At 37.8% G+C, this 23150-nt stretch carries 21 protein-coding genes; 17 read left to right on the top strand and 4 right to left on the bottom strand.

The window, feature by feature from the left end:
* Window positions 1-167 precede the first annotated feature (167 nt).
* The 9 genes from yhfZ (at window position 168) to LG329_RS06505 (ending at window position 7968) form a co-directional block, all read left to right on the top strand.
* A complete protein-coding gene (gene yhfZ, locus LG329_RS06545; RefSeq protein ID WP_404454922.1) occupies window positions 168-1100 on the top strand; it encodes a GntR family transcriptional regulator YhfZ in 933 nt (310 codons plus the stop codon).
* Window positions 1101-1118: 18 nt separating this feature from the next.
* Complete coding sequence (locus LG329_RS06540) at window positions 1119-1493, top strand: PRD domain-containing protein (RefSeq protein ID WP_404454919.1); 375 nt, start codon at window positions 1119-1121, stop codon at window positions 1491-1493.
* A gap of 1 nt (window position 1494) precedes the next feature.
* Entirely contained in the window at window positions 1495-1854 is a 360-nt protein-coding gene (locus LG329_RS06535) for a DUF2620 domain-containing protein (protein ID WP_404454917.1), read from the top strand.
* 22 nt (window positions 1855-1876) lie between these two features.
* A complete protein-coding gene (locus LG329_RS06530) occupies window positions 1877-3163 on the top strand; it encodes a YhfT family protein (RefSeq protein WP_404454915.1) in 1287 nt (428 codons plus the stop codon).
* A 13-nt stretch (window positions 3164-3176) separates the two neighbouring features.
* Window positions 3177-4100 carry a phosphotriesterase gene (locus LG329_RS06525; RefSeq protein WP_404454912.1) on the top strand — a complete coding sequence of 308 codons (924 nt, stop codon included), beginning with the start codon at window positions 3177-3179 and terminating at the stop codon, window positions 4098-4100.
* Window positions 4101-4102: 2 nt separating this feature from the next.
* A complete protein-coding gene (locus LG329_RS06520; RefSeq protein WP_404454909.1) occupies window positions 4103-5224 on the top strand; it encodes an aminotransferase class V-fold PLP-dependent enzyme in 1122 nt (373 codons plus the stop codon).
* A 38-nt stretch (window positions 5225-5262) separates the two neighbouring features.
* Complete coding sequence (locus tag LG329_RS06515; protein ID WP_404454906.1) at window positions 5263-6423, top strand: YhfX family PLP-dependent enzyme; 1161 nt, start codon at window positions 5263-5265, stop codon at window positions 6421-6423.
* Window positions 6424-6428: 5 nt separating this feature from the next.
* Window positions 6429-7628 carry a phosphopentomutase gene (locus LG329_RS06510; RefSeq protein WP_404454904.1) on the top strand — a complete coding sequence of 400 codons (1200 nt, stop codon included), beginning with the start codon at window positions 6429-6431 and terminating at the stop codon, window positions 7626-7628.
* A 142-nt stretch (window positions 7629-7770) separates the two neighbouring features.
* Window positions 7771-7968, top strand: a complete 198-nt coding sequence (locus LG329_RS06505; RefSeq protein WP_404454901.1) for a small, acid-soluble spore protein, alpha/beta type — start codon at window positions 7771-7773, stop codon at window positions 7966-7968.
* A gap of 120 nt (window positions 7969-8088) precedes the next feature.
* Here LG329_RS06505 and LG329_RS06500 read toward each other — a convergent pair whose 3' ends face one another.
* On the bottom strand, window positions 8089-9288 hold the full coding sequence (locus LG329_RS06500) for a M14 family zinc carboxypeptidase (protein ID WP_404454899.1): 1200 nt from the start codon (window positions 9286-9288) through the stop codon (window positions 8089-8091).
* 245 nt (window positions 9289-9533) lie between these two features.
* Here LG329_RS06500 and LG329_RS06495 point away from each other — a divergent pair, with 245 nt between their 5' ends.
* Window positions 9534-9995: a hypothetical protein gene (locus LG329_RS06495; RefSeq protein WP_404454896.1), complete on the top strand. Its 462-nt coding sequence runs from the start codon at window positions 9534-9536 to the stop codon at window positions 9993-9995.
* An 85-nt stretch (window positions 9996-10080) separates the two neighbouring features.
* Window positions 10081-10350 (top strand): hypothetical protein, encoded by a 270-nt coding sequence (locus tag LG329_RS06490; RefSeq protein WP_404454893.1) that lies wholly within the window; start codon window positions 10081-10083, stop codon window positions 10348-10350.
* Window positions 10351-10511: 161 nt separating this feature from the next.
* Here LG329_RS06490 and LG329_RS06485 read toward each other — a convergent pair whose 3' ends face one another.
* Window positions 10512-11675 carry an endo-1,4-beta-xylanase gene (locus LG329_RS06485; protein ID WP_404454891.1) on the bottom strand — a complete coding sequence of 388 codons (1164 nt, stop codon included), beginning with the start codon at window positions 11673-11675 and terminating at the stop codon, window positions 10512-10514.
* A 644-nt stretch (window positions 11676-12319) separates the two neighbouring features.
* Window positions 12320-13525 (bottom strand): ROK family protein, encoded by a 1206-nt coding sequence (locus LG329_RS06480; protein WP_404454889.1) that lies wholly within the window; start codon window positions 13523-13525, stop codon window positions 12320-12322.
* A 250-nt stretch (window positions 13526-13775) separates the two neighbouring features.
* Here LG329_RS06480 and LG329_RS06475 point away from each other — a divergent pair, with 250 nt between their 5' ends.
* From LG329_RS06475 to LG329_RS06460, 4 genes are all read left to right on the top strand, one after another.
* Window positions 13776-15074, top strand: a complete 1299-nt coding sequence (locus LG329_RS06475; RefSeq protein WP_404454886.1) for an extracellular solute-binding protein — start codon at window positions 13776-13778, stop codon at window positions 15072-15074.
* 829 nt (window positions 15075-15903) lie between these two features.
* On the top strand, window positions 15904-16785 hold the full coding sequence (locus LG329_RS06470) for a carbohydrate ABC transporter permease (protein WP_404454884.1): 882 nt from the start codon (window positions 15904-15906) through the stop codon (window positions 16783-16785).
* A 15-nt stretch (window positions 16786-16800) separates the two neighbouring features.
* A complete protein-coding gene (locus tag LG329_RS06465) occupies window positions 16801-17622 on the top strand; it encodes a carbohydrate ABC transporter permease (protein WP_404454882.1) in 822 nt (273 codons plus the stop codon).
* A 33-nt stretch (window positions 17623-17655) separates the two neighbouring features.
* Window positions 17656-19266: a glycoside hydrolase family 43 protein gene (locus LG329_RS06460; protein WP_404454880.1), complete on the top strand. Its 1611-nt coding sequence runs from the start codon at window positions 17656-17658 to the stop codon at window positions 19264-19266.
* A gap of 161 nt (window positions 19267-19427) precedes the next feature.
* Here the strand turns inward: LG329_RS06460 and LG329_RS06455 are convergent, their stop codons facing one another.
* Entirely contained in the window at window positions 19428-20069 is a 642-nt protein-coding gene (locus tag LG329_RS06455; protein WP_404454877.1) for a YesL family protein, read from the bottom strand.
* A gap of 217 nt (window positions 20070-20286) precedes the next feature.
* Here LG329_RS06455 and xylA point away from each other — a divergent pair, with 217 nt between their 5' ends.
* Window positions 20287-21612, top strand: coding sequence for a xylose isomerase (xylA, locus tag LG329_RS06450; RefSeq protein ID WP_404454874.1), 1326 nt, complete (start codon window positions 20287-20289; stop codon window positions 21610-21612).
* A gap of 5 nt (window positions 21613-21617) precedes the next feature.
* A complete protein-coding gene (gene xylB, locus LG329_RS06445; protein WP_404454871.1) occupies window positions 21618-23117 on the top strand; it encodes a xylulokinase in 1500 nt (499 codons plus the stop codon).
* Window positions 23118-23150: the final 33 nt, after the last annotated feature.

The raw sequence follows: 23150 nt of genomic DNA, 5'->3' as shown, positions 1-23150 counted from the left end.
CCAAAAGACTCATTTGTTCTGCGAAAGTCATTAAAACACTATATGAACAGCACGTTCGACAATTTATTAATTAAACAAAGATTTGGAACTAAGGGGCTTGTAAAACAATAATGAAAGCGCTATACTTTCAATATACTAAATATTGTATTTTCAAAAAGGGGTCAAAAATGAGTAGAATTTGGGACAGTTTATTTTCAAAGAATGGTTTAGCAGCAAAAGAAATTGCAATGAAGTTAGTGCATGTAGAGGAAGGATCTCGAATACCGAGGGTAGATGATCTTGTGAACGAATTGGCATTGGGTCGGGGAACGGTACAGGGAGCTTTAAGGGTTTTGGAAAATCTTAATGCGGTCCGCTTGGAATCAAAAGGACATTTAGGCACCTTTTTAACGAACAAAGATTTGCATTTATTAAAAGAAATAGCCGGGGTGGGTTCATTGATGGGAGCCATGCCTTTACCATACTCCCCCCAGTACGAGGGATTAGCTACGGGTTTGATCGAAACATCGGAACAGATGGTAAACCGTCTTGATTTAGCATATATGAGAGGATCAAAGCACAGATTAGAAGCGTTAAAATCACGAAGGTATGATTTCATAATCATGTCCCATTTAGCGGCGGAAGAGGAGCTGAAACATGATGATAATCTAGTGATTTTTCAAAATTTTGGGCCGAAAACATATGTATCCTCCCATCAAATATTTTTCGCAAATCCAAATGATAATTTGATAAAAGAAGGAATGCGAATTGGGATTGATCATACGTCAATCGACCAATCAAAAATAACTCTATTGGAATGTGAAGGTATAGATGTTGAATTAGTATCAGTAAACTACATGCAATTGTTCGATAATTTGATGAATGGAACGCTTGATGCAGCTGTATGGAACTCGGATGAAAACAGAGCTAAAAGTGCTTTTAAAATAGGTGCTTTTAAATCCCAAAAAGCACTTAGCGTATCTGAAAAGGCTTCAACAGCTGTGATTGTAATAGAAAAAGATCGACAAGATGAATTAGATCAGATTTTACAGCTTAATAAACAGAAAATTGTTTCCATTCAACAGTTAGTGGTGGAGAAAAAGAAGCTACCACATTATTAGAGTCAGGGGGTCATTGATTTGAATAGGGCGGAACTTGAAGAAAGACTTTTATTGTTAGTAGATCAAAAGGTTATTACAACTCATGCGAGCAATGTTACTAAACTAGCATTCGAAAGGTTGTTGGACGTATTAAAAGTTCGGGAGATAGAACAAGCTGAAATGCTGTTCACACATTTACCGACCGCTTTATCAAGAATTGAAAACGGGGAGGGAGTTGAGGCGCCCGCACCTGAAGTGATGAGTGAGGTAAATGATTCTCCGCATTTTCCTATCGTTGAAAAGCAGGTTATCTTTATTGAAGAAAAATGGGAGAAATTACTGCCACAAGAAGAAAAAGAGTATTTATATATGCACTATACAAACGTTATAAATTTAACTATTGGAGGAGAGTAGTATGAAAATTGTAATTGGTGGACAAGTAGAAAAAAAGGAAATGCAGGCATTAATTCAGGAAATAGATTCATCGATTGAAACGGTTATTAAGTCGGATGTAGATGCCGCTATGGCCATTAAGACTGGCCAGGCAGATTATTATCTTGGCGCCTGTCACACAGGTGGCGGCGGTGCGCTTGCTATGGCAATTGCTCTTGTTGGAAGAGATCAATGTGAAACGGTTTCAATGCCAGGCAAAAAGCCAGTGGAGGAAAAAGTGGCGGAAGCAGTTATAAGTGGTAAAAAAGCATTCGGGTTTACCGGGGATCACATGGAAACGGCAGTGCCTATGATTCTTAAAGCTATAACAAATAATAAGTAAGTATTCTTAGGGGGATTATGCTATGGAGTTAGTATTTGTTGTATTGATTGGGGCAGTAGCTGCAGTGTTAGCTAACTTAAACATTGCGGTATTCAATGACGGGTTACGTCCAATTGTTGGGGAGCATATTGAAGGACGATTAAAGCGTAGGGAATTAGGTTTAACAGCCTTTGCGATGAGTTTTGGATTAGTTATCGGTTTTGGTATTCCGTTTACTATTACAGCTAGTATTATATTAATTCACAGTATTTTATTAGGTACAGATATTATCGGTTTAATAGCTCCAAAAAATAAATGGGGTACTCCTATTGCGGCCGTAGTAGGTGGGCTTTATGGTTGGGGGCTACTCGCAGGATTAGAAGGTTTTGTGGCGTTATTCGAACACTTACCTGTTAACTTTTTAGAGCCAATGGGAGCAGTTGGAACACCGGTAGTTGTTACGTTTATGGCTTTCCCAGCGTTAGCTGTTGCGATGCAATTCAGTATTAAAAAAGGTGTTTTAACTTTTATAGTAGCAGCCCTGGTAAGACAGTTAGCAGTTTTTGTAAATGAAAGCGGTTTCTTATCAATTGGTGGAAATGTTATCAGTATTAACCAAGAAGGAATGGCTTTAATTGCGGGTATGATCTTCCTTTTTGGTTATGCGATGCGTGAAAAGTCAGATGGTGCTTCAGTGAATTTAGCTTCTTTATTTAGTGAAAAAGTGAAGGCTATCAAAAAGAATGTCGCATTTTTTATGGTAATTGGTGCATTAATTGCAGGTGCTACTAATTTGTTATTAATGGCTGGAGATCCAATTTCTCTTAGCTTACTAGCAGAAGGAAAACAAACGGATGCCGGTATTGCTGCAGCAGCACGTGCGATTGGATTTATTCCTTTAATAGCCAGTACTGCTATTGCAACAGGTGTATATAGTCCTGTCGGGTTTACATTAATTTTTGTTGTAGGATTGTTTTCACCAAATGTATGGATAGCCGTAATTGTTGGTGCGATTGTTATTTTCTTAGAAGTAATGTTATTAAGTTCAATCGCTAAGTTCCTGGATAACTATCCTGGAGTAAGAAACTCTGGAGAGAACATCCGAAGTGCTATGACCAAATTACTTGAAGTGGCACTATTAATTGGTGGTGCAAATGCGTCAAACGCGATTGCACCTGGATTTGGTTTCTTCTTTATCGCAGGATTTTACTTATTAAATGAAATAGCGGGTCGCCCAATTGTACGTATGGCAGTAGGACCAGTTGGTGCAATTGCGGTAGGAATTATCGCAAACATTTTGGTGGCTCTAGGAATAATGGCGATCGGTTAAAAACAACTTAGGAGTGAGAAATTTGATACAAACAGTAGCGGGCAAAATAAAGAAAGAAGAACTTGGATTATGTGCGGCACACGAACATTTATCCATTGATTTATCAAGAATAAAAAATGACCCGGATACGATTTTAGATGATGAGCAAGGTATGGTTTCCGAGCTTAATCATTTTCATGAAGCGGGTGGGCGTTCCATGATTGAATTAACAAATAATGGTATGGGAAGAGATGTTAAACGTCTAAAACGCTTAAGCGAAGCAACTAATGTTCATATTGTTACGTGTACGGGTTTTTATAAAGACCCATTTATCCCTGAGTTTGCACAGGGATGGGATCAAAATCAGTTTGCTGCTCATTTTATACGGGAAATCACACAAGGTATTGAAGGAACGGATATTTTTCCGGGAGTAATTGGTGAAGTTGGAACTAGTGTAGATGAAATAAAACCAGTTGAAAAGGCGTTAATTTTAGGCGCAGGCAAAGCAGCACTGGAAACCGGTCTGCCTGTTTCAACACACACGTCGCTCGGAACGCTAGGGAGTAAGCAGGTTGATATGTTTTTCGGACTTGGATTACCAAAAGAACAAATTATTATCGGTCATCAGGATCTGAATGCAAATAAAGAAGAAGTTTTAGATGTTCTTCAATCAGGCGTATATATTGGATTTGACACGATAGGCAAAAATAATTACAGACCCGACGAGGATCGATTAGCCTTTTTAATGGATTTTATTGAACGGGGACTTCAAAAACAGATCTTGTTATCAGCAGATTTAACAAGAAAATCCCATTGGAGAAAACATGGTGGGCCAGGATATGATTTAGTATTAAATAAATTTATACCGGCCATGAAAGAGCGTGGGGTTTCTGATGATGTGATTACTGATTTATTAGTTCATAATCCAGCAAATGCATTTTCAATAAAGGAGCAATAACAATGGTTTATGATGCATCACGATTAAAATATGGAGATTCCGTACTTCCAAGTTTAACAATTGAAGAAGCTCAAACTTTACAATTTAAATTGGTCGATAACATGAGTAAACATTTTACAGGTGATCAATTTCTGTCTATGGGTGATTTAGGTGTAGCACCACGATTTAAAAAGCCAGAGCAAACGGAAAGAGTGGAATGTGCGATTGCAGATTTCTTTGGAGCAGAAAACTCAAGCCTTGTTCGTGGCGCAGGAACCGGTGCAATCCGAATTATTTTAAGCACGTTACTTTCTGCAGGGGAGTCCATGTTTATTCATACGGCTCCTGTGTATACGACTACGAAAGATACCGTGAGAATTTTAGGTATTCAAACAAAAGCTGTCGATTTTAATAATTTAACGGATGTTGAAAATGCTGTAGCTGATGATCAAACCTGTAAGGTGTTCTATATTCAGCATGCAAGGCAGCAACCAACAGATACGTATGATCTAAAGGCGTTGATAGAGACAGTCAAACATGTACGCCCTGACTTGCCAATTGTCGTCGATGATAACTATTGCGCGATGAAAACGCATGGAATTGGGATTGAATATGGTGCAGATTACTCTACTTTCTCCGGTTTCAAAATCCTTGGACCTGAAGGGATTGGTGTTATAGTTGGAAAAAAGGATGCAATCACGTTGCTACAGAAACGGAATTATTCTGGTGGAGGACAGGTACAGGGTTATGAGGCAATGGAGTTATTACGTATGATGACGTTCGCTCCAGTTTCGCTTGCCATACAAAATGCTCAGGTTGAAGAGGTCTGTAAGCAATTAAATGAAGGCGCAATCGAGGGAATAGAATCCGCGTATATGACTAACGCACAATCAAAAAATGTCATTGTTGAGTTAAAGGATCCAATTGCACAAGAAGTGATTAGACGAAGCAATGGTCTGGGTGCGGCTACACATCCTGTTGGCGCCGAGTCAAAATATGAAATTGTACCAATGATTTATCGCGTTTCGGGAAGCTTTATAGAGGCGCAGCCAAGCCTTAAAGAATATGGACTTCGGATAAATCCAATGAAGTCAGGCGCTTCCACGGTATTAACTATATTAGAAAAAGCAATCAAATCTAAATAAAAAACGCTAGACAAAGATAGAAATAGGAGGATGCTTCCATGTTTTTGGATGTAACAAAACGTAGAAATCCAGAGCTGATACATGCTGGTGTTTCACTTCATCAAAAGGGGGAAATTCCTCCAAACACATATGTAATCGATGTTGATATTTTAAAAGAGAATACAAATAAACTTGCTACGGTTGCTAAAGATCATAAATTCGATCTGTACTTTATGAGTAAACAACTGGGACGCTTTCCAGAGATTGCGAATCTTATAGTGGAAAGTGGAATAAAGAAAGCGGTAGCGGTTGATTTTGATGAAGGAAAAGTGTTAGCTGATCATGGAATAGCCATCGGAAACATCGGACATCTTGTTCAGCCTGGAAAACATCAATGGAAAGAAATTCTGAGCTGGAGGCCGGAAGTTGTAACAGTTTTTTCATATGAAAGAGCAGAACAGTTAGCGAATAATGCGGTAAATATAGGTGTTAATCAGGATATTTTATTAAAGGTTGTTGGTCATGAAGACAGTATATATGAAAGCCAGGAAGGCGGAATATTGCTAGAAGACCTTCCGGAGGTAATTGATCAAATTGTGGCTTTGGAAGGTGTAACAATTGTTGGGGTGACAACTTTCCCAAATCTAAAATTGGCTAGTGACAAAACAAAAATGATACCAACGAAAAATTTAAACACGCTGTTAAAAGCCAGGGAAATCCTTGAACAAAATGGCATAGATGTAAAACAAGTGAATGGGCCAAGTGGAACAAGCAGTGAAACGATTCCTTTTTTAGCGGAAGAGGGTGTAACACATGGTGAGCCTGGTCACGGGTTAACCGGAACAACTCCTTTACATGCGTTTAAGGATTTAGCTGAAAAGCCAGCCATTGTCTACGTAAGTGAAGTATCACATAAATCTGATGAAAATTACCATGTGATTGCAGGCGGATTTTATGGCAGGTCAAATATGGAGGGCTGTTTGGTAGGTCATAATCAACAAACTATTCTAAATCAGTATGTTCAGGCCAATCAAACCAGTCCTGAAACAATTGATTACTATGGTGCAATTGATATTCCTACTGATTTTCCAATTGAAATCGGGGATACAGCAATATTTGCCTTTCGTACACAAGTTTTTGTGACTCGTGCCCATGTTGCACTGGTTGAAGGTATACAAGCAGGAAATCCAACGCTTATTCATCTAGAAAGGAAGTGGTGACTCAGATGGCAAAAATGACATTGGTAGTCATCGACAGTTTTGGAATCGGTGCAATGGATGATTGTGAAAAATATGTACCAGCGGATTGCAGTGCAAATACCTTTAAACATATACGAGAGAAAAAACAAGATGAATTACAGATTCCTTTCCTGTATGGATTGGGGATAGGAACGCTTGTAGATGGTAATCCAGCTCCACGTAATGCCTATGGATATGCGAAATTAGCACATCATGGAGCAGATACTTATTTAGGACATCAGGAAATAGTTGGAAGTTGTCCGAAAAAGTCAAATAAGCGACTAATGATAGATATTCATTCAACTATCAAAGAAGCGCTTGAAGCGGGTGGATATGATGTAACATATCCATTCGATGATTGCCCAGTACTATTAGTGAACGAGGCAGTTGTCGTGGCAGATAACCTGGAATCTGCTGTAGGAAACATCATTAATGTAACTGCTGACTTTAATAAAATGCCTTTTAATGAAGTGAAGAATCTTGGAAAAGTCGTACGTGAGAATGTGGATACCACTCGAGTAATTGCTTTTGGTGGACCTCATACATCCATTCACCATATCTTAGCCTGTGTGAAAGAAAAAAATAAGGATCAGTGGGGTGTAGATACACCAAAGGCTGGAGTCTATGGAAAAGATTATGATGTTTTTCATATGGGGTATGGTGTAGATATTGACAACCAATTCCCAATGATTGCAGCAAGAAATGGGCTGAAGGTCTATCGATTAGGGAAGACCGCCGATGTTATCCACGGTACGGGACCAGAAAGTTCAATTGTAAATACTACTGACTTGCTAGAAAAAGTTACGCAAGCATATGTACTAGAAAATGATAATGCTGCTTTTTTAGTAAATATCCAGGAAACGGATTTAGCAGGACATTCAGAAGATGTTGACTGGTATTGTGATTTGCTAAATGAAACTGATAAATGGGTTAAGGGATTCATTCCTAATATGGGGGATGATGACATATTAATCATAATGGCTGATCACGGAAATGATCCAACAATTGGACATTCTAACCATACAAGAGAATATATTCCGATTATGGTTGTAGGTGAAAAAGTCAAAGCAGCAAATATTGGCCTCCGTGAAACAATGGCAGATGTAGGGGCAACATTTAGTGACTTTTTCGGAATCCCAAAAACCGCAGAAGGAACAAGTTTTCTTTCTGAAATAATTGACCGATAGACTTTTATTGAGATAAAAGAACACGTAACAAACCACATATTTCATTAAAAGCTATTATTACATGATTAATTATTGATCTTCTTTCAAAAGATAAGGCAGAACGGAGCAATTCTGTTCAAAATCCCACGAGGAGTGATCAGTGATGGCAGAAAACAAAAATGATTTGTTAGTGCCAGGTGCAAGAAATGCAGTTGACAATATGAAAGAAGAAATTGCCAATGAACTTGGTGTCCAGCCTGGAGCAGACACCACTGCACGAGAAAACGGATCAGTGGGTGGCGAGATGGTCAAACGAATGATCAAAATCGCTGAAGAAAGTATGGGAAATGGGAACAGGTAACGCGTGATAGTTCTTTAAGAAGTTTTTTCGTACTTTCTTTCAGAATTAAGGAATCGGAATAATTTCCGATTCCTTTTCTGGTTTTGTCCTAGATTTTGTGGATGTTTTTTTAAACAACCCTTAACGATCAGTTAATGGAATGTCGTTATAATCATCTGCATCTATCTCATAAACTTCTTCACTAGCAACACTATTGAAAATGCCGTATAACCCAGTTTGTACGGCTTTCACTAATTGTCCTTTTTTCTTTTGTCCAAAACTTTGTGTTTGACCGGTTACTTCAAACAGAACTGCTCCACTACCATTTAGCGCAAAGGACCCAAGTGCTGTTCCTGGTAAATCTAATCCTTGTGGGTAAAGAGAAATATTATCAAATGGTGAATTTCCCATCTGCTGAAGCGCATCGTATGCTGCGACATTCAACTGCTTCGAGAATTCAGCATTATATGTGTCTGCATACTCACTGTATTTCGCACCTTCCTCACTATTTGGATTCGGGACAAATAGACCTGAAAGTGAAAGTGTGACTTCATCATCAGTTCCTTCAATCACATACTGTCCTTGATGGTGAAGGTCGATAAACACATTAACTTTGCCAAATTGTTCTTGTAAGCCTTTGTAAACATCACGTACTGTTTGTGATTCAGGAGTGATATACCAACCGGGTGATGCTGAATTTCCAGGGAAATCTTCTGGTTGTGGGGTATAGTTAAGATCTGGATTAAAATCACGATTAACATCAAATCCTGGGTTAGCTGCGTAATCCCAATATTTATTTGTATACGTATAGTAATTCCATGATGGTGATGCATTTTCTAATTGTGGGAAATCCTCAACCACTTCACTCCATGATAAGTCATTTCCGCGTCGATTTAATTCTGTAGCGTCTGGATTAATCATTGGCATTGCTACAATTGTCAATTCTTCTCTAAGTTGCTTGAATTCTGCTGAATTGTTGGATCCAAGCTGTTGTAGAATCTTTAAAAGAGCAGCGGTGCCTGTTTTTTCGTTTCCATGAATTTCACTTTCAACAAGCACTACCTTGTCACCTGTACCAACAGTAGCAGTATAAATTTCCCGACCCTGGTTGGAGTAGCCAGCTACTTCGACAGCGACTTTTCCTTGGCTGGAATGTTCAATTTGTTGAAGTTTGTTGCTTAATTCAGCATGACTAATAAATCCCGAAATAGAGTAATTCTGATTTTCTGGTGTTCCAGGAGACATGCCATTTGAATTTGAGTCTGCATATACAGGCGTGATTAAGCTTGCACTTATTAAAACTGAACTACAAAATAATGCTATTTTACTATTTCTTTTCATCGATTAATCCCTCCACATTTTTTGATATTTTCTGACACGTTAACTATTCTTTTTTTGTGGCTTATTTTCCTTCAATAAATTCAAAAATAAATCATTGGACTCATGTTGGAAGCAGTTCTTTAGTTATTTCGAGTGTCGAAAGACCTGGGAGTGATTTGAAGTAGGGATTTAGTGCTGGATAATACTATTTGTCTTAACTACTGAATAAAAATGATGGTATACGTTAAAGGGGAGGCTGATAGTAAATGAGAAGGAATAGTCGTGGAATAGGGTTTATTTTCTTAATTCTAGTCACCGTGATCATTTCAATTACGATATACTTCCTTATCAACAAGTCTCCAGAAGAACAAGCGGTACAGGCGGTCGACTCATTTTATACATTTGAACAGGATGGAGCATTTTCCGATTCATGGGCGATGTTTCATCCATTGATGAAAGATAAATTTGGCAAAGGTCATTATATTCAGGACCGTGCGCACATATTTATGAACCACTTTGGTGTTACTACCTTTACTTATACACTTAGTGAAGCGGTAGAAGTGAAAAACTGGAAACTTGAAAAGGGTGCGGAAGCGATTGGTGTTGTCTATAAAGTAACGGTTACACAGGTCTATGAGGGGAAATATGGAAATTTTAGTATAGTTCAGGATGTTTATGTAACGGTGGTTGAAGGGGAATGGAAGGTCCTTTGGGATTATCGTAAGTAGCATCTGATCATAACCTTTGTTTTTAAAACACCGAATAGGGTAATAGTATAAATAAGAATGGTTTGAAGAAAGGATGAAGTGGATCGTGGCAAAAATTGATGCGTACTATAGAACAGAAAATAATGCGGAAAGTGCAAAGGCTAAGCTTGAAACACTCAAAGTCGAGAAAGTACTTGTGGAAAGAATTACGGAACCCTCTAAAAGTGGTGTTATTGAGATCATGAAAAATTTGTTCACTGTCGATGATAATGAGACCCATGACCCGCAAGTTCTACATGTTGAAGTGGCGGAAGAGGATTTTGAAGAAGCCGGCAAGATTGTTCAAGAAAGTGAAGGTTACATTTCAAAGGAATAAATATTTTCGAACCATCCAAGCGTGGTGGTTCGCTTTTTTTACGAGTTTTTACAAATTAATCATTGGCATGGTGAGGTTATTTTTTTGAAAGAGGGAAAGTTCTGCAGAGATTTCTCTCCACAGAGCTTTCCACATCTTTCGAGTGGTAACATTCCACTCAACTAATCCATGATTGCCCAATAAGCGGGTTTAACATTGTAATTTTCATCAAATACGAATGGTGCATCTATTCCAATTCCATCATCACTATATTTTGCTGCACGGTCATTCAGCCATGTATGGTTATCAGCAATACCCCAGAAAGTTACATTACTAATCTTGTCATCCAATTCCTCATACAGTTCGAATAGTTGATTATAACGCTGTGCCTGGGATTCAAGTACACTAAATGGAATTTCATCGTAAGTATTATACTCACCACTTGGCGGCCAGCCATAAAGACTAACATCTAGTTCGGTAATCTGATTATCTAAACCAAGACTAGCAAACATGTTAATAGACTCTCTAGTATTTTCAATCGAAGGCCATCCAATCTGAATATGTGCTTGATGTCCAACACCGTCAATAGGAACCCCTTGCTCTAGCAAGTCTTTAACAAGGTTATATAAATATTCCCTTTTTGGTGATACTTCGGTATTATAATCGTTTATGAATAATTTTGCGTCATCCCCTGCAAACTTTCTAACTGTCTCAAATGCTGTTTTAATGTAGTCTGTACCAGTGATTTTGTACCACTTTGACTCACGTAGACCTCTGTCGTTGGAAGCATAAGGGTCAATTACTTCATTAACAACATCCCATGCATCTACTACGTGTCTATACCGCAGTACTATTGTTCTAATATGTTTTTCCAGACGTCTCAGCAAAAGCCTTTCATTCTTCTCGCGTTGTTTAGGATCGGTTGCGTCAACCATTGGGTTACCTTTCTTGTCTATAAAGAACCACTCTGGCACTTGGCTATGCCAAACAAGGGCGTGAAAACGTACATCCATGTCATTTTCTTCGGCAAACTGAACAATTTTATCTGCCTCTTCAAAATGAAATTCCCCTTCTTTTGGTTGAATGGAGATAGGCTTCATCACATTTTCTGCTACAATGCTGCTATAGTGGCGTTTCAAAATTTGACCTTGAATTCCATCCAGTTGGTAAGGTTCAACCGCAGCTCCTATTTCAAAAGAATCTTCATATCTATCTTCGAGTGAGGCCACATCTATTGCACTAATCGGACCAGTCGCATCTTCGGCATAAACTATATTGGAAGCGAATGGCACTAATAAAGTTAAAGCAAATCCTAAAATGATAGTTTTTCGTAGAGCCTTAAACATTTAAAAACTCCTTTTGAAATATATTTTTTTAATTGCTTGAACTAAACCTCCTTTTCTATGCAGTATTGGAAAACAGATAGAATGATGGTTTATACTTGTTGTTTAGAAAACTTGGCTTATCGCCAAGCCTTAATGGCGAAAGCCTTAGTTGCACTTATGCAGTAAGAAAGGATTTATACTTTCTTAACCTGCTAAAAAAAAAGGACTTTACTTTCTGTAAGCCCTTTCATTATAACTATGTAAACTTCATTTATCTACCAGACAAACAAAGTTTTTAACTAAATATTCAAAATCGGGAAAAATAACCGGATAATTATGCCTGTTTTTGAAATTAGCGCTTATTCTAAATTCATGTTTTTATATATATATACTTGACGTATCTGTTCTTAAATCATTCTAGATAGAAGTTTAACCCTAGTTTGTAGCAACAAATTAGGGTTTTTTCATTGTCTAGGAAACTATAGATTTGGAAGGTGTGGGTAACTGATGTGCATAAACAGCCACGTCCAGCTCCAGCGCCTAGCCCGCCTGAGGTTTTAAGTCAAATCTCTTTGTGATAAAAATCATCACTAAGAGATTCGTCTTAAACTTGTCGGGGCTGACCAAGGCGCTTGCGCTTTTGTTCGCAACTGTGAACGGTAAATTTAATCTTGTGCCTCTAATGTCTTTTTTTCTAAATCAACATTTAGAAACTTTTCTGCTGTTAGGGCGGCTACTCCCAGTGCAGTTGAATGTGTGTTCAATTCCGAGAAGTAAATGTTCAAATCACTATGCTGATACCACAAAGTATGGGTTTTCATTCTTTGATCCAGCGTTTTTTTGAGCCACTTCTCGGAGGTGGAAATGCGGTTACCAACAATTATTTGGTCAGGGTTAAAGATATTTACAATATTGTTAATACCTATTCCTAAATAATGCCCAATCTCTTCAATTACTTGTATAGCTTTTGGATCATTTTCTTGTGCTAGTTTATTAATGTCTTCAAGTGTAATATTATTATTTTCAGCCGACTGTATGCCTAATTGTTTAGCCGAGTTTAGTAGAGCTTGTTCAGAAGCATACAATTCCCAGCAACCCTCATTACCACATCGACATTTCAGTCCGTCTGCTTGAATAGTCATGTGTCCTAATTCTCCTGAAAAACCTTTACTTCCCTTATACAGTTCTCCGTCAAGGATTAATCCTACTCCAATTCCAATACCGGCACTGATATAGATGATATTATCGAACTTCTTTCCAGCTCCAAATCTTTTTTCTCCATAGGCGCCAGCATTTGCTTCATTTTCAATCGTAACAGTAACATCATATTTTTTTTCCATTACTTTTTTTAAATCAACATTTTTCCAACCTAAATTCGGTGCTAACAGCACTTCACCGCTAGTACTTACGGTTCCAGGTACACCAATACCAATGCCAATAATCCCATATGGACTTTTTGGTGCAGAAGCGGTTAAGAAATCTATAACTTCGAAGAGTCTATTCTCTATTTCTTCATACGACAATAAAGTATGGTTAAGTTTTTTTTCATAGCAGATGTTCCCTTGAAGGTCGGTTAAAGTTCCGAGTAAATAGTTAACACCTAAGTCAATTCCAATTGAAAATCCAGCATCCTTGTTAAAATGCAGCATAACTGGCCTTCTACCACCACTTGATTGTCCAGGACCTGATTCAGTTATTAATTGTTCTTTAAGTAGCTCACTTACTAATGAAGATACCGTTCCTTTATTCAGTCCAGTTTTGTTAGCTATATCTGCTCTGGAGATCGGAGTATGTACTTTAATTGTATTAAGTACGATTGATTTGTTCCCTTTTTTTACAACAAATTGGTTCCACGTTTTATTTATTCCCATATATACCCTGTTCTCCTTTACTTTCAGTTGATAGTTGGTTATTAACTAATTGTTCATTTACCTTTAGAATCGTCTATTTCTATTATAACCTATTCAAAATAGTTAAAAAATCGTATTTGCTTTATTGTACAAATATAGGTAACTAATTGTTATTATAAACTTTGTTTATTCAGTAGACAAACAAGATGATTTTTGCTATTCTATAAAAGTAATTCGGGAAAGCGGTTACAAAAATGAGGGGGTACAAATTATGGTAAAGAAAAAGATGGTAATCTGGTTTGCTTTACTTGTTTCAGTATTGCTAGTAGTAACTGGATGTTCTGATAGTGAAGGTGGGGAAGCTTCAGGGGATCAAAAGACAATTGAATTTATGCATCTTTGGCCTGAAGGCAGTTCAAAAGACCACTATGAAATTGTAAATAAAATCGTAAGTCAATATGAAGAGAAAAATCCCGATGTGAAAGTTGAACTAGAGATTTTAGGTAATGAACAATATAAGGAAAAATTGAAAGTGCTATCTGCGTCTGGAGAACTTCCTGATGTTGGGATGACTTGGGCAGCAGGATTTTTAAAGCCTTACGTTGAAGGGGATTTATTTGCTCCTTTAAATGACGTCCTGGAAGACGGATTACAGAAAAAGTTTGTGTCTGGCACAACAGAAGCATATGCAATTGATGGAAAAACATATGGACTTCCACTGGAATTGAATATTGCACCTATTTTCTATAATAAAGCGATCTTTGAAGAGTATGGTTTGGAAGTTCCCAAAACATATGAGGACTTCAAAAACGTAATTCAGACATTAAAAGAGAATGAAGTTGCTCCAATTGCTTTAGGAAATAAAGACCGTTGGACAGGATCGCTTTGGTATATGTACCTTGCTGACCGAATCGGTGGCGCAGAAACATTGACAAAAGCAATTAATCGTTCTGGTTCTTTTGAAGATCCAGCCCTTGTTAAGGCGGCAGAAGAGATTCAAAATCTAGTAGACATGGGAGCATTTATAGAAGGTTATAATGCTCTGTCTGACCAGGAAGCTAAAAGTTTATTCATGAATAGTCAAGCAGCCATGTATTTAATTGGATCATGGGATCTGCCTAACTACACAACAAATGAAGACGTTCCACAAGAATTCAGGGATTCAGTTGGTTTCTTTAACTTCCCGACTGTTAATGGTGAAGGTAGCTTGAACAGCTGGGTTGGTGGACCCGGAGTTGGTTTGTTTGTAGCGGAAAACTCAAAAGTAAAAGCTGAAGCGAAAGACTTTGTTGCTTTCTTTGTTGAACAATGGGGACAACAGGCTGTTACAGATGCAGGTGTAATTCCTGCTACAAAAGTGGATACCGGTTCGGTTGATCTTCCACAAATGTATATTGATGTATTGGATGAATTGAACAAAGCCAGCAATATAACTTTATTTGCGGATGTTCAGATGGATCCTGATGTAGCTCAAGTACACCTAGATGCTATTCAATCATTGTTTGGTGGGGAAATAACACCGGAGAAATTCACTAAATTACAAGAAGAAGCACTTGCAGAAGGTGAATAATACTTTTTTAGAAAAAATGACAATTTCCTAATGGGTTGTCCTAGGCTGTCGATTAAAACTCGACAGCCCTATTTTTTTACTTCAGGAAAGCATTAATTGTTATAGGTATTCGATTGAATTAAAAGTTGTAATTCATAAAAATATGAAAACTTTGTTTATCCACTGGACAAACAGGGAGTTTCTTTGATATATTTTGAATATAAACTTTAGAGACAACTTTTTAAAAACAAGGCTGTATTATTCCAAGATTGTTGCTTTATAAGAGAATAGATATATATTGCGGCGTAACTTCTGGTTGATTTCCGCTGCGGACCGTTGCTTTCCGCGGGCACGGCTTCAGCCTCCTCGCGGAAGACCACCGCTGCGGGGTCTTCAGACTCGTGCTGTTCCCGCAGGAGTCAACTGTCCGCAGCGAAAATCAACTGCCATAATAGTGAAAGGGGCTATATAGTACTGCTTCCAGACACCATGTTAGCGGAGGGAAAACACGGAGACTCCTGCGGGAAAGCGAAGTGATGAGACCCCGCAGTGAGCGTTCTTTGCGATCGAGGAGGCTCAGCGCAAGCCCTAAGGTGCGCGTAGTGATTTTTCCGTAGCGGTCGCAGGCACTGAACATGATTTTTGGTTACGTCACATTTTATATCAACTATGAAGATGAAAAGCAACAATGCTAGGAATGAGCTAAAAACAAAAAGAAAACGGTTACAATAGGGTTTGCTATGTTGATAAAGTGTCAGAATTTGATTTATGAAAGAATCTATTAAATAGTCTAGTTTTCCACGATATCATTCTAAATAGCGCTCTATATAATCATTTGGAGGTGAATGCTATGAATAAAGTTATGTCCAATAAGTTGATGATCGCATTATATATCCTTCCGGCATTTCTACTAATTGCCGTATTAATTTACATACCATTAGCACTGACAGGTTATTATGGCTTAATGCATTGGGATGGAATCGGTGAAATGCAGTTTATTGGTTTAGAAAATTACATTGCTGCAATGCAAGATGAGAAATTTTGGGAAAGTGCAATGCATTCCTTTTTACTAGCAGTCTTTTCTACACTAAGTTTAATTATTTACTTAGCGATTTCTCTAATCTTGGCCTCTAAAATAAAGGGAGCCAATTTACTTAGAAAAATCTATTTAATCCCGATGCTATTGTCTTCTGTAGCAATTGCTCAACTTTGGATTAAAGTTTACAATCCAGCGAATGGAATATTAAATAGTATATTAGGATGGTTTGGGATAGATAATCCTCCAATCTGGTTAGGAGATCCAGAGGTTGTACTTTTAGCCATTTTTATTCCTATATTATGGCAGTATGCAGGGTTTTATATTTTGATTTATTATGCAGCTTTGAAAAATATCCCTGATTCACTAATTGAAGCAGCAAAAATCGATGGAGCAACACCTGTACAGATTGCCTACAAAGTAAAGCTGCCGCTTATTATGGGAGTAATTAAAGTAACAATCGTATTAGCAATTGTTGGATCATTAAAGTATTTTGATTTAATTTATGTTATGACTGGCGGAGGCCCAAGTGGTGCAAGTGAAGTCATGGCATCTTATATGTATAAAATGGCGTTTGCAAGCTATGACTTTGGCTACGGAAGTGCAATTGGTTTCTTATTATTAATCATTACACTAATCGTAACTGTATTCATCCGTAAGTTAACTGCCACCAATGATGATGAAGTGCAGTATTAGAAGGAGGTTAATTTTATGAATCGAATAGGATATGCAGTTCTCTATTTTTGCCTCGGACTTGTGGCGATCTTTCAAATTTTTCCGCTTGCATGGCTTGTCTTGTTTTCGTTAAAGGATACGAGCGATATTTTTGGAAATCCACCGCTCTCCCTTCCAGAGGAATTTCAATGGGAAAACTATATTAAAGTTTGGCAAAGCGATATAGGGATATATTTTTTCAATAGTGTATGGTACACGGTAGTGGCTATTATTCTAACAGTCTTACTGGCGAGCATGGCTACTTTTGCTATTACAAGGATGCGCTGGAAATTGAGCACGTTCGTATTAGGTTTATTTATGGTCGGCCTGATGATTCCCATTCATTCAGCGTTGATACCACTTTTTAAAATGTTTCTGACTGTAAATTTAATAGATAACCCGTTATCAATCATTATTACCTATACGGCATATAACCTGCCGATTACGATGATGATTTTGCTTGGCTTTTATTATACGTTGCCACGAGAGATTGAAGAAGCTGCGATTATTGATGGGTGTTCCATCAATCGATTGTTTTTCCGTATTATCATACCGATGACAATCCCAGTAATGTCGACTACAGTTATTATTAATATGATTTATAACTGGAATGAATTTGTATTTGTTAATACCTTTATCAGCTCAGACAAATATAAGACGCTTACTGTGGGTATACAGAACTTCGTCGGACAGTATATGACTGACTGGGGCGCAATAGGAGCTACACTTGTGATTAGTATCGTTCCAATTTTAATAGCGTTTTTCTTTTTCAGCAATAAAATTGTTGAAGGTATTTCAGCTAGTGCAGTAAAAGGATGAAAAAATATAATAGGGATATAGAGGTGGGCAAAAATGGAAACTATACAGAACCCGATTTTAACAGGTTTTAATCCAGATCCAAGTATTTGTCGTGCAGGAGAAGATTATTATATTGCTGTTTCTACTTTTGAATGGTTCCCGGGTGTTGGAATTTACCATTCAAAGGATTTGAAGAATTGGCGTTTAATTTCAAGACCACTTAATCGGTTGAGTCAACTAAATATGATGGGAAACCCTGATTCTGGTGGGATTTGGGCTCCAGCACTTTCCTATAGTGATGGTAAGTTCTGGCTTATCTATACCGATGTTAAGGTTACAGAAGGTCAATGGAAAGATAGTCACAATTATCTTGTCACATGTGATTCAATCGATGGTGAATGGTCGGAGCCAATACACCTCAACAGCTCGGGCTTTGATCCATCTTTATACCATGATGACGATGGTAAAAAGTATTTAGTAAACATGCTGTGGGATCATCGTGCAGGTAACCATAACTTTTATGGAATTGTCCTTCAAGAATATAGTGTAGAGAAGCAAATGCTGGTTGGAGAAACAGAAATCATCTTTAAAGGAACAGATATAAAACTAACAGAGGCACCTCACTTATATAAAATGAATGGCTATTACTACCTGTTAACGGCTGAAGGCGGCACGAAATTTGATCATCAAGCGACAATTGCCCGTTCAAAGGATTTAAGAGGGCCATATGAAGTGCATCCAGAGAATCCATTGATTACGTCATGGCCATACCCTAGAAATAAACTGCAAAAAGCTGGTCACGCGTCAATTGTTAAAACGCACACGGATGAATGGTTTTTAGTTCATTTAACAGGACGCCCATTGCCTGCGAAGGGACAGCCATTATTGGATCCACGAGGGTACTGCCCGCTTGGGAGAGAAACTGCAATTCAACGATTGGAATGGAAAAACGACTGGCCATATGTTGTGGGTGGGAATCAACCTTCTCTTAAAATAGATGGACCAGAAATAGAAGAGGTAAAATGGGAAAAGGATTATGATGAAAAAGATGATTTTAACTCGGCTACATTAAATGCCCACTTTCAAACATTACGTATCCCATTAGGAGAGGAAGTCGTATCGCTAACGGATAATCCTGGTCATTTACGCTTATATGGAAAAGAGTCTTTACTATCCAAATTCACGCAAGCATATGTAGCAAGACGTTGGCAGCATTTTAATTTTACTGCCGAGACAAAGGTAGCGTTCAATCCAACTACCTTCCAACAGTCTGCTGGATTAGTGAATTATTATAATACACAGAACTGGACATCGCTTCAGATTTCCTGGCATGAAGAAAAAGGTAGAATACTAGAATTAATGACATGTGATAACTTTACATTTGATCAGCCACTTAAGGACGAAGAAATTGCTATACCAGATCATGTTGACTATGTACACCTTCGCGTTGACGTAAAGACAAACACTTACGAGTATTCTTATTCGTTTGACGGTGATAACTGGAACGTTATACCTATCCAATTTCACTCCTATAAGCTGTCTGATGATTACATTCAGGGCGGTGGCTTTTTTACAGGAGCATTTGTTGGTATGCAGTGCCAGGATACGTCGGGTCAAAAACAGCATGCCGATTTTGACTATTTTATTTATAAAGGTAAAGAGTAACAACAAATAATCCACCTTAACCGTTTTATACAGGTTAAGGTGGATTATTTTAGCAGTTAAGAAAGCATAAATCCTTTCTTACTGCATAAGTGCAACTAAGGCTTTCGCCATTAAGGGTTGGCGATAAGCCAAGTTTTCTAAAAAATCTGCAGTATTTGTGATTATCCATTAGTGCCTTTACGATTAGTGCGTTCCATCCTTTTTTCAACCTTTGTAAAAGCGTTCAGACAAATCCACATCGTTATAAAAGCATAAATACTGGCACCAAATATAAAGGCCAGTGCCGGTATTGCTTCTAGAATAAAATAGCTTGATACGAGGCATATGATAATCATAAAACTATGAATCGGGTTAATTAACATAAGAAGAAAGGCATTCTTAATCAATTTTCCTATTTTTTCTTCATAGTGAACAAAAGCCGGAAAAATATAAAATAGAAACAATAGAAATAAAAGCATAAATACATATAATGGTAAATAAGTAAGCCTTAGTAAGTCACTTACATTTACTTGCATAAACCAAAAGTCAATTCCTATTAGTACGGCCAATCCGATAATAAATAATCCAAGTAAATTGCTTTTTACAAAGTCATTTTTATAAAAGGACCAAAAAGAATGGAAAACAGGTAAATCAGTGTTTCCTTTCAACCATTTTCGGATGACTGCAAACATCGATATCGTAGCAGGGAAAATACCAAAAACTACGCCACCAGCCAGTGTAAAGACTATCCATAGTAGATTTACATAAGCGAATCTTGTAATCCATTCAAATATACTATAAATAAAACCACTTGTACTATTCATATAATCCTCCTTGATTGTAAGCTACTATAATGAGGTGATTTTAAGATTGTTCACGACAAAAGGTGTAGATAGAAAGTATATATAAATGATAACATAATATCTTTATCAAAAACTTTGTTTATTTAATAGACAAACTAAGATTTGGTTGATATAATTTTATGTAAGCAGTTACATTATTCGTATGAAAGTAAAATTCATTATAATAGGAGGTCACAGGATGGCATATTTTAAAGATATCGGTCAAATCAAATACGAAGGGGCAAAATCTACTAATCCATACGCATTTAAATTTTATAATCCGGAAGAAAAAATAGGGAATAAAACGGTGGAAGAATACCTTCGTTTTGGGGTAGCTTACTGGCATACATTTACGATGGATGGTTCAGATCCATTCGGTGCGGGCACTATGGTTCGTCCATGGGATAAATATACTGGGATGGACTTAGCCAAGGCTCGGGTTGAGGCAGCCTTTGAATTTTTTAATAAACTTGATGTACCATTTTTCTGTTTCCACGATGTAGACATTGCGCCAGAGGGTAGTAATCTAAAGGAAACAAATCAGAATCTGGATACAATTGTTGCCATGATGAAGGACTACATGAAAGATAGTAAGGCCAAATTACTTTGGAATACCGCAAACAACTTTACACATCCACGCTTTATTCATGGGGCAGCATCTTCTAATAATGCGGATATATTTGCATATTCTGCAGCAAAAGTAAAAAAAGGATTGGAAGTTGGGAAAGAACTGGGAGCCGAGAATTATGTATTCTGGGGTGGACGTGAAGGTTATGAAACACTTCTGAACACAGATATGAAACTCGAAATGGACAACCTGGGTCGTTTCTTCCACATGGCTGTTGATTATGCGAAGGAAATTGGATTTGATGCTCAATTCTTGATTGAGCCAAAACCAAAAGAACCTACTACACATCAATATGACTTTGATGTTGCTAGTGGATTTGCCTTTTTACAAAATTATGGTCTTCAAGATCACTTTAAGTTTAATATAGAAGCAAATCATGCAACACTTGCTGGACATACGTTTGAACATGAACTTCGCTATGCACGTATTAATAATATGTTAGGGTCGGTTGATGCGAACCAGGGTCATCCATTACTAGGATGGGATACAGATGAATTCCCAACAGACTTGCACGGAACAACTTTAGCAATGTATGAAATTATTAAAAATGGCGGTTTAGGTCGTGGTGGTTTAAACTTTGACGCTAAAGTCAGAAGAGGCTCATTTGAACCGGAAGATTTATTCCACGCACATATTGCTGGAATGGATAGCTTCGCGGTAGGGTTAAAAGTTGCTCAAAAACTTATTGATGATAACGTCTTAGAGGGTGTAGTCGAAGATCGCTACAGCAGCTATACGAAGGGAATTGGTTTGGACATTGTACAGGGAAAAACTGACTTCCAAAAACTTGAGGATCATGCTTTAGGGTTATCAGAAGTAAAACACCAATCCGGTCGTTTGGAAAAAATCAAAGCAACTCTCAATCAATACTTGCTGCAAGCTTACGCGGGGGAATAATTGCTATGAAATATGTAGTGGGAATAGATTTAGGTACCAGTGCAGTAAAAATTTTATTAGTAAACAAAAATGGAGATGTAACACAGGAAGTTTCAAAATCTTATCCATTAATTCAAGAAAAAACCGGGTACAGTGAACAAGACCCTCAAGTATGGGTGGATCAGACAGTCGCAGGGCTGTCTGACCTGTTGAAGGATTACCAAGGTGATCCGGAAGACATTGAAGGGATTAGTTTTTCTGGACAAATGCATGGCCTGGTTCTTCTTGATGAAAACGATGAGGTTTTGCGAAACGCTATTCTTTGGAATGATACCCGTACAACCGAACAATGCCGGCATATTTATGATACCGTCGGTGAAGAACGTTTGTTGGAAATAACGAAAAATCCGGCATTGGAAGGGTTCACATTACCAAAGCTGTTATGGGTAAAAGAACATGAACCCGCATTATATGAGAAAGCAAGAACATTTGTTTTACCAAAAGATTACTTGCGATATAAGCTGACAGGTCAATTGCAGATGGAATATTCTGATGCGGCAGGTACGTTATTGTTGGATATTAGTAAGAAAGAATGGAGTAAAGAAATCTGTGATTTATTAGAGATTGATTCAGATCTTTGCCCTCCACTCGTGGAATCGCATGCTGAGGTAGGAGAAATAAACCAAGAATTAGCGGTTACTACAGGTCTAGCGAAGTCTACCAAAGTATTTGCTGGTGGTGCGGACAATGCCTGTGGTGCAATTGGTTCGGGAATATTGGAAGATGGAAAAACACTTTGCAGTATTGGGACGTCAGGTGTTGTTCTTTCCTATGAGGAAAGTGATGATAAAGATTTCCAAGGAAAAGTTCATTACTTTAATCATGGAGATCCCAAAGCGTTTTATACAATGGGTGTTACCCTTTCAGCAGGACATAGCCTTAGTTGGTTTAAAGATGTATTTGCGAAGGATCAGTCATTTGAAGCGTTAGTTGCTGAAGTAGGTTCTGTTCCACTAGGATCAAATGGCTTGTTATTCACTCCATATTTGGTAGGAGAACGGACCCCTTATGCCGACGCTACAATCCGTGCAAGTTTTGTCGGTATGGATAGTTCACATGAACGTAAAGACTTTGTAAGAGCTGTTCTTGAGGGAATTACTTTTTCCTTAAATGAATCTATTAACATTTTCCGCAATCAAGGTAAAAATATTGATTCTATTGTTTCAACTGGTGGCGGTGCCAGAAATGATATCTGGTTACAGATGCAGGCTGATATTTTTGATGCGAAAATCATTAAACTTTCAAGTGAACAGGGACCAGGAATGGGAGCGGCTATGCTAGCAGCTTATGGATGTGGTTGGTTTGATTCCTTAAGGGAATGTGCGGATCAATTTTTGAAGGTAGATAAAGAATTTTTACCAGATGAAGAGAATGTGCGTGCATATAAGAAGTTATTTGCAATCTACCAAGATGTCTATAAAAGTACTAAACAGTTAAATGAGGACCTTCTTGAATATCGGAAGTAAATAGTAGTACTATTTTTATGCTAAAGGCAGGTT

Source organism: Virgibacillus necropolis, assembly GCF_044793635.1.
Taxonomy (GTDB): domain Bacteria; phylum Bacillota; class Bacilli; order Bacillales; family Amphibacillaceae; genus Virgibacillus_F; species Virgibacillus_F necropolis_A.
This window is presented reverse-complemented; position numbering and strand designations above follow the sequence as displayed.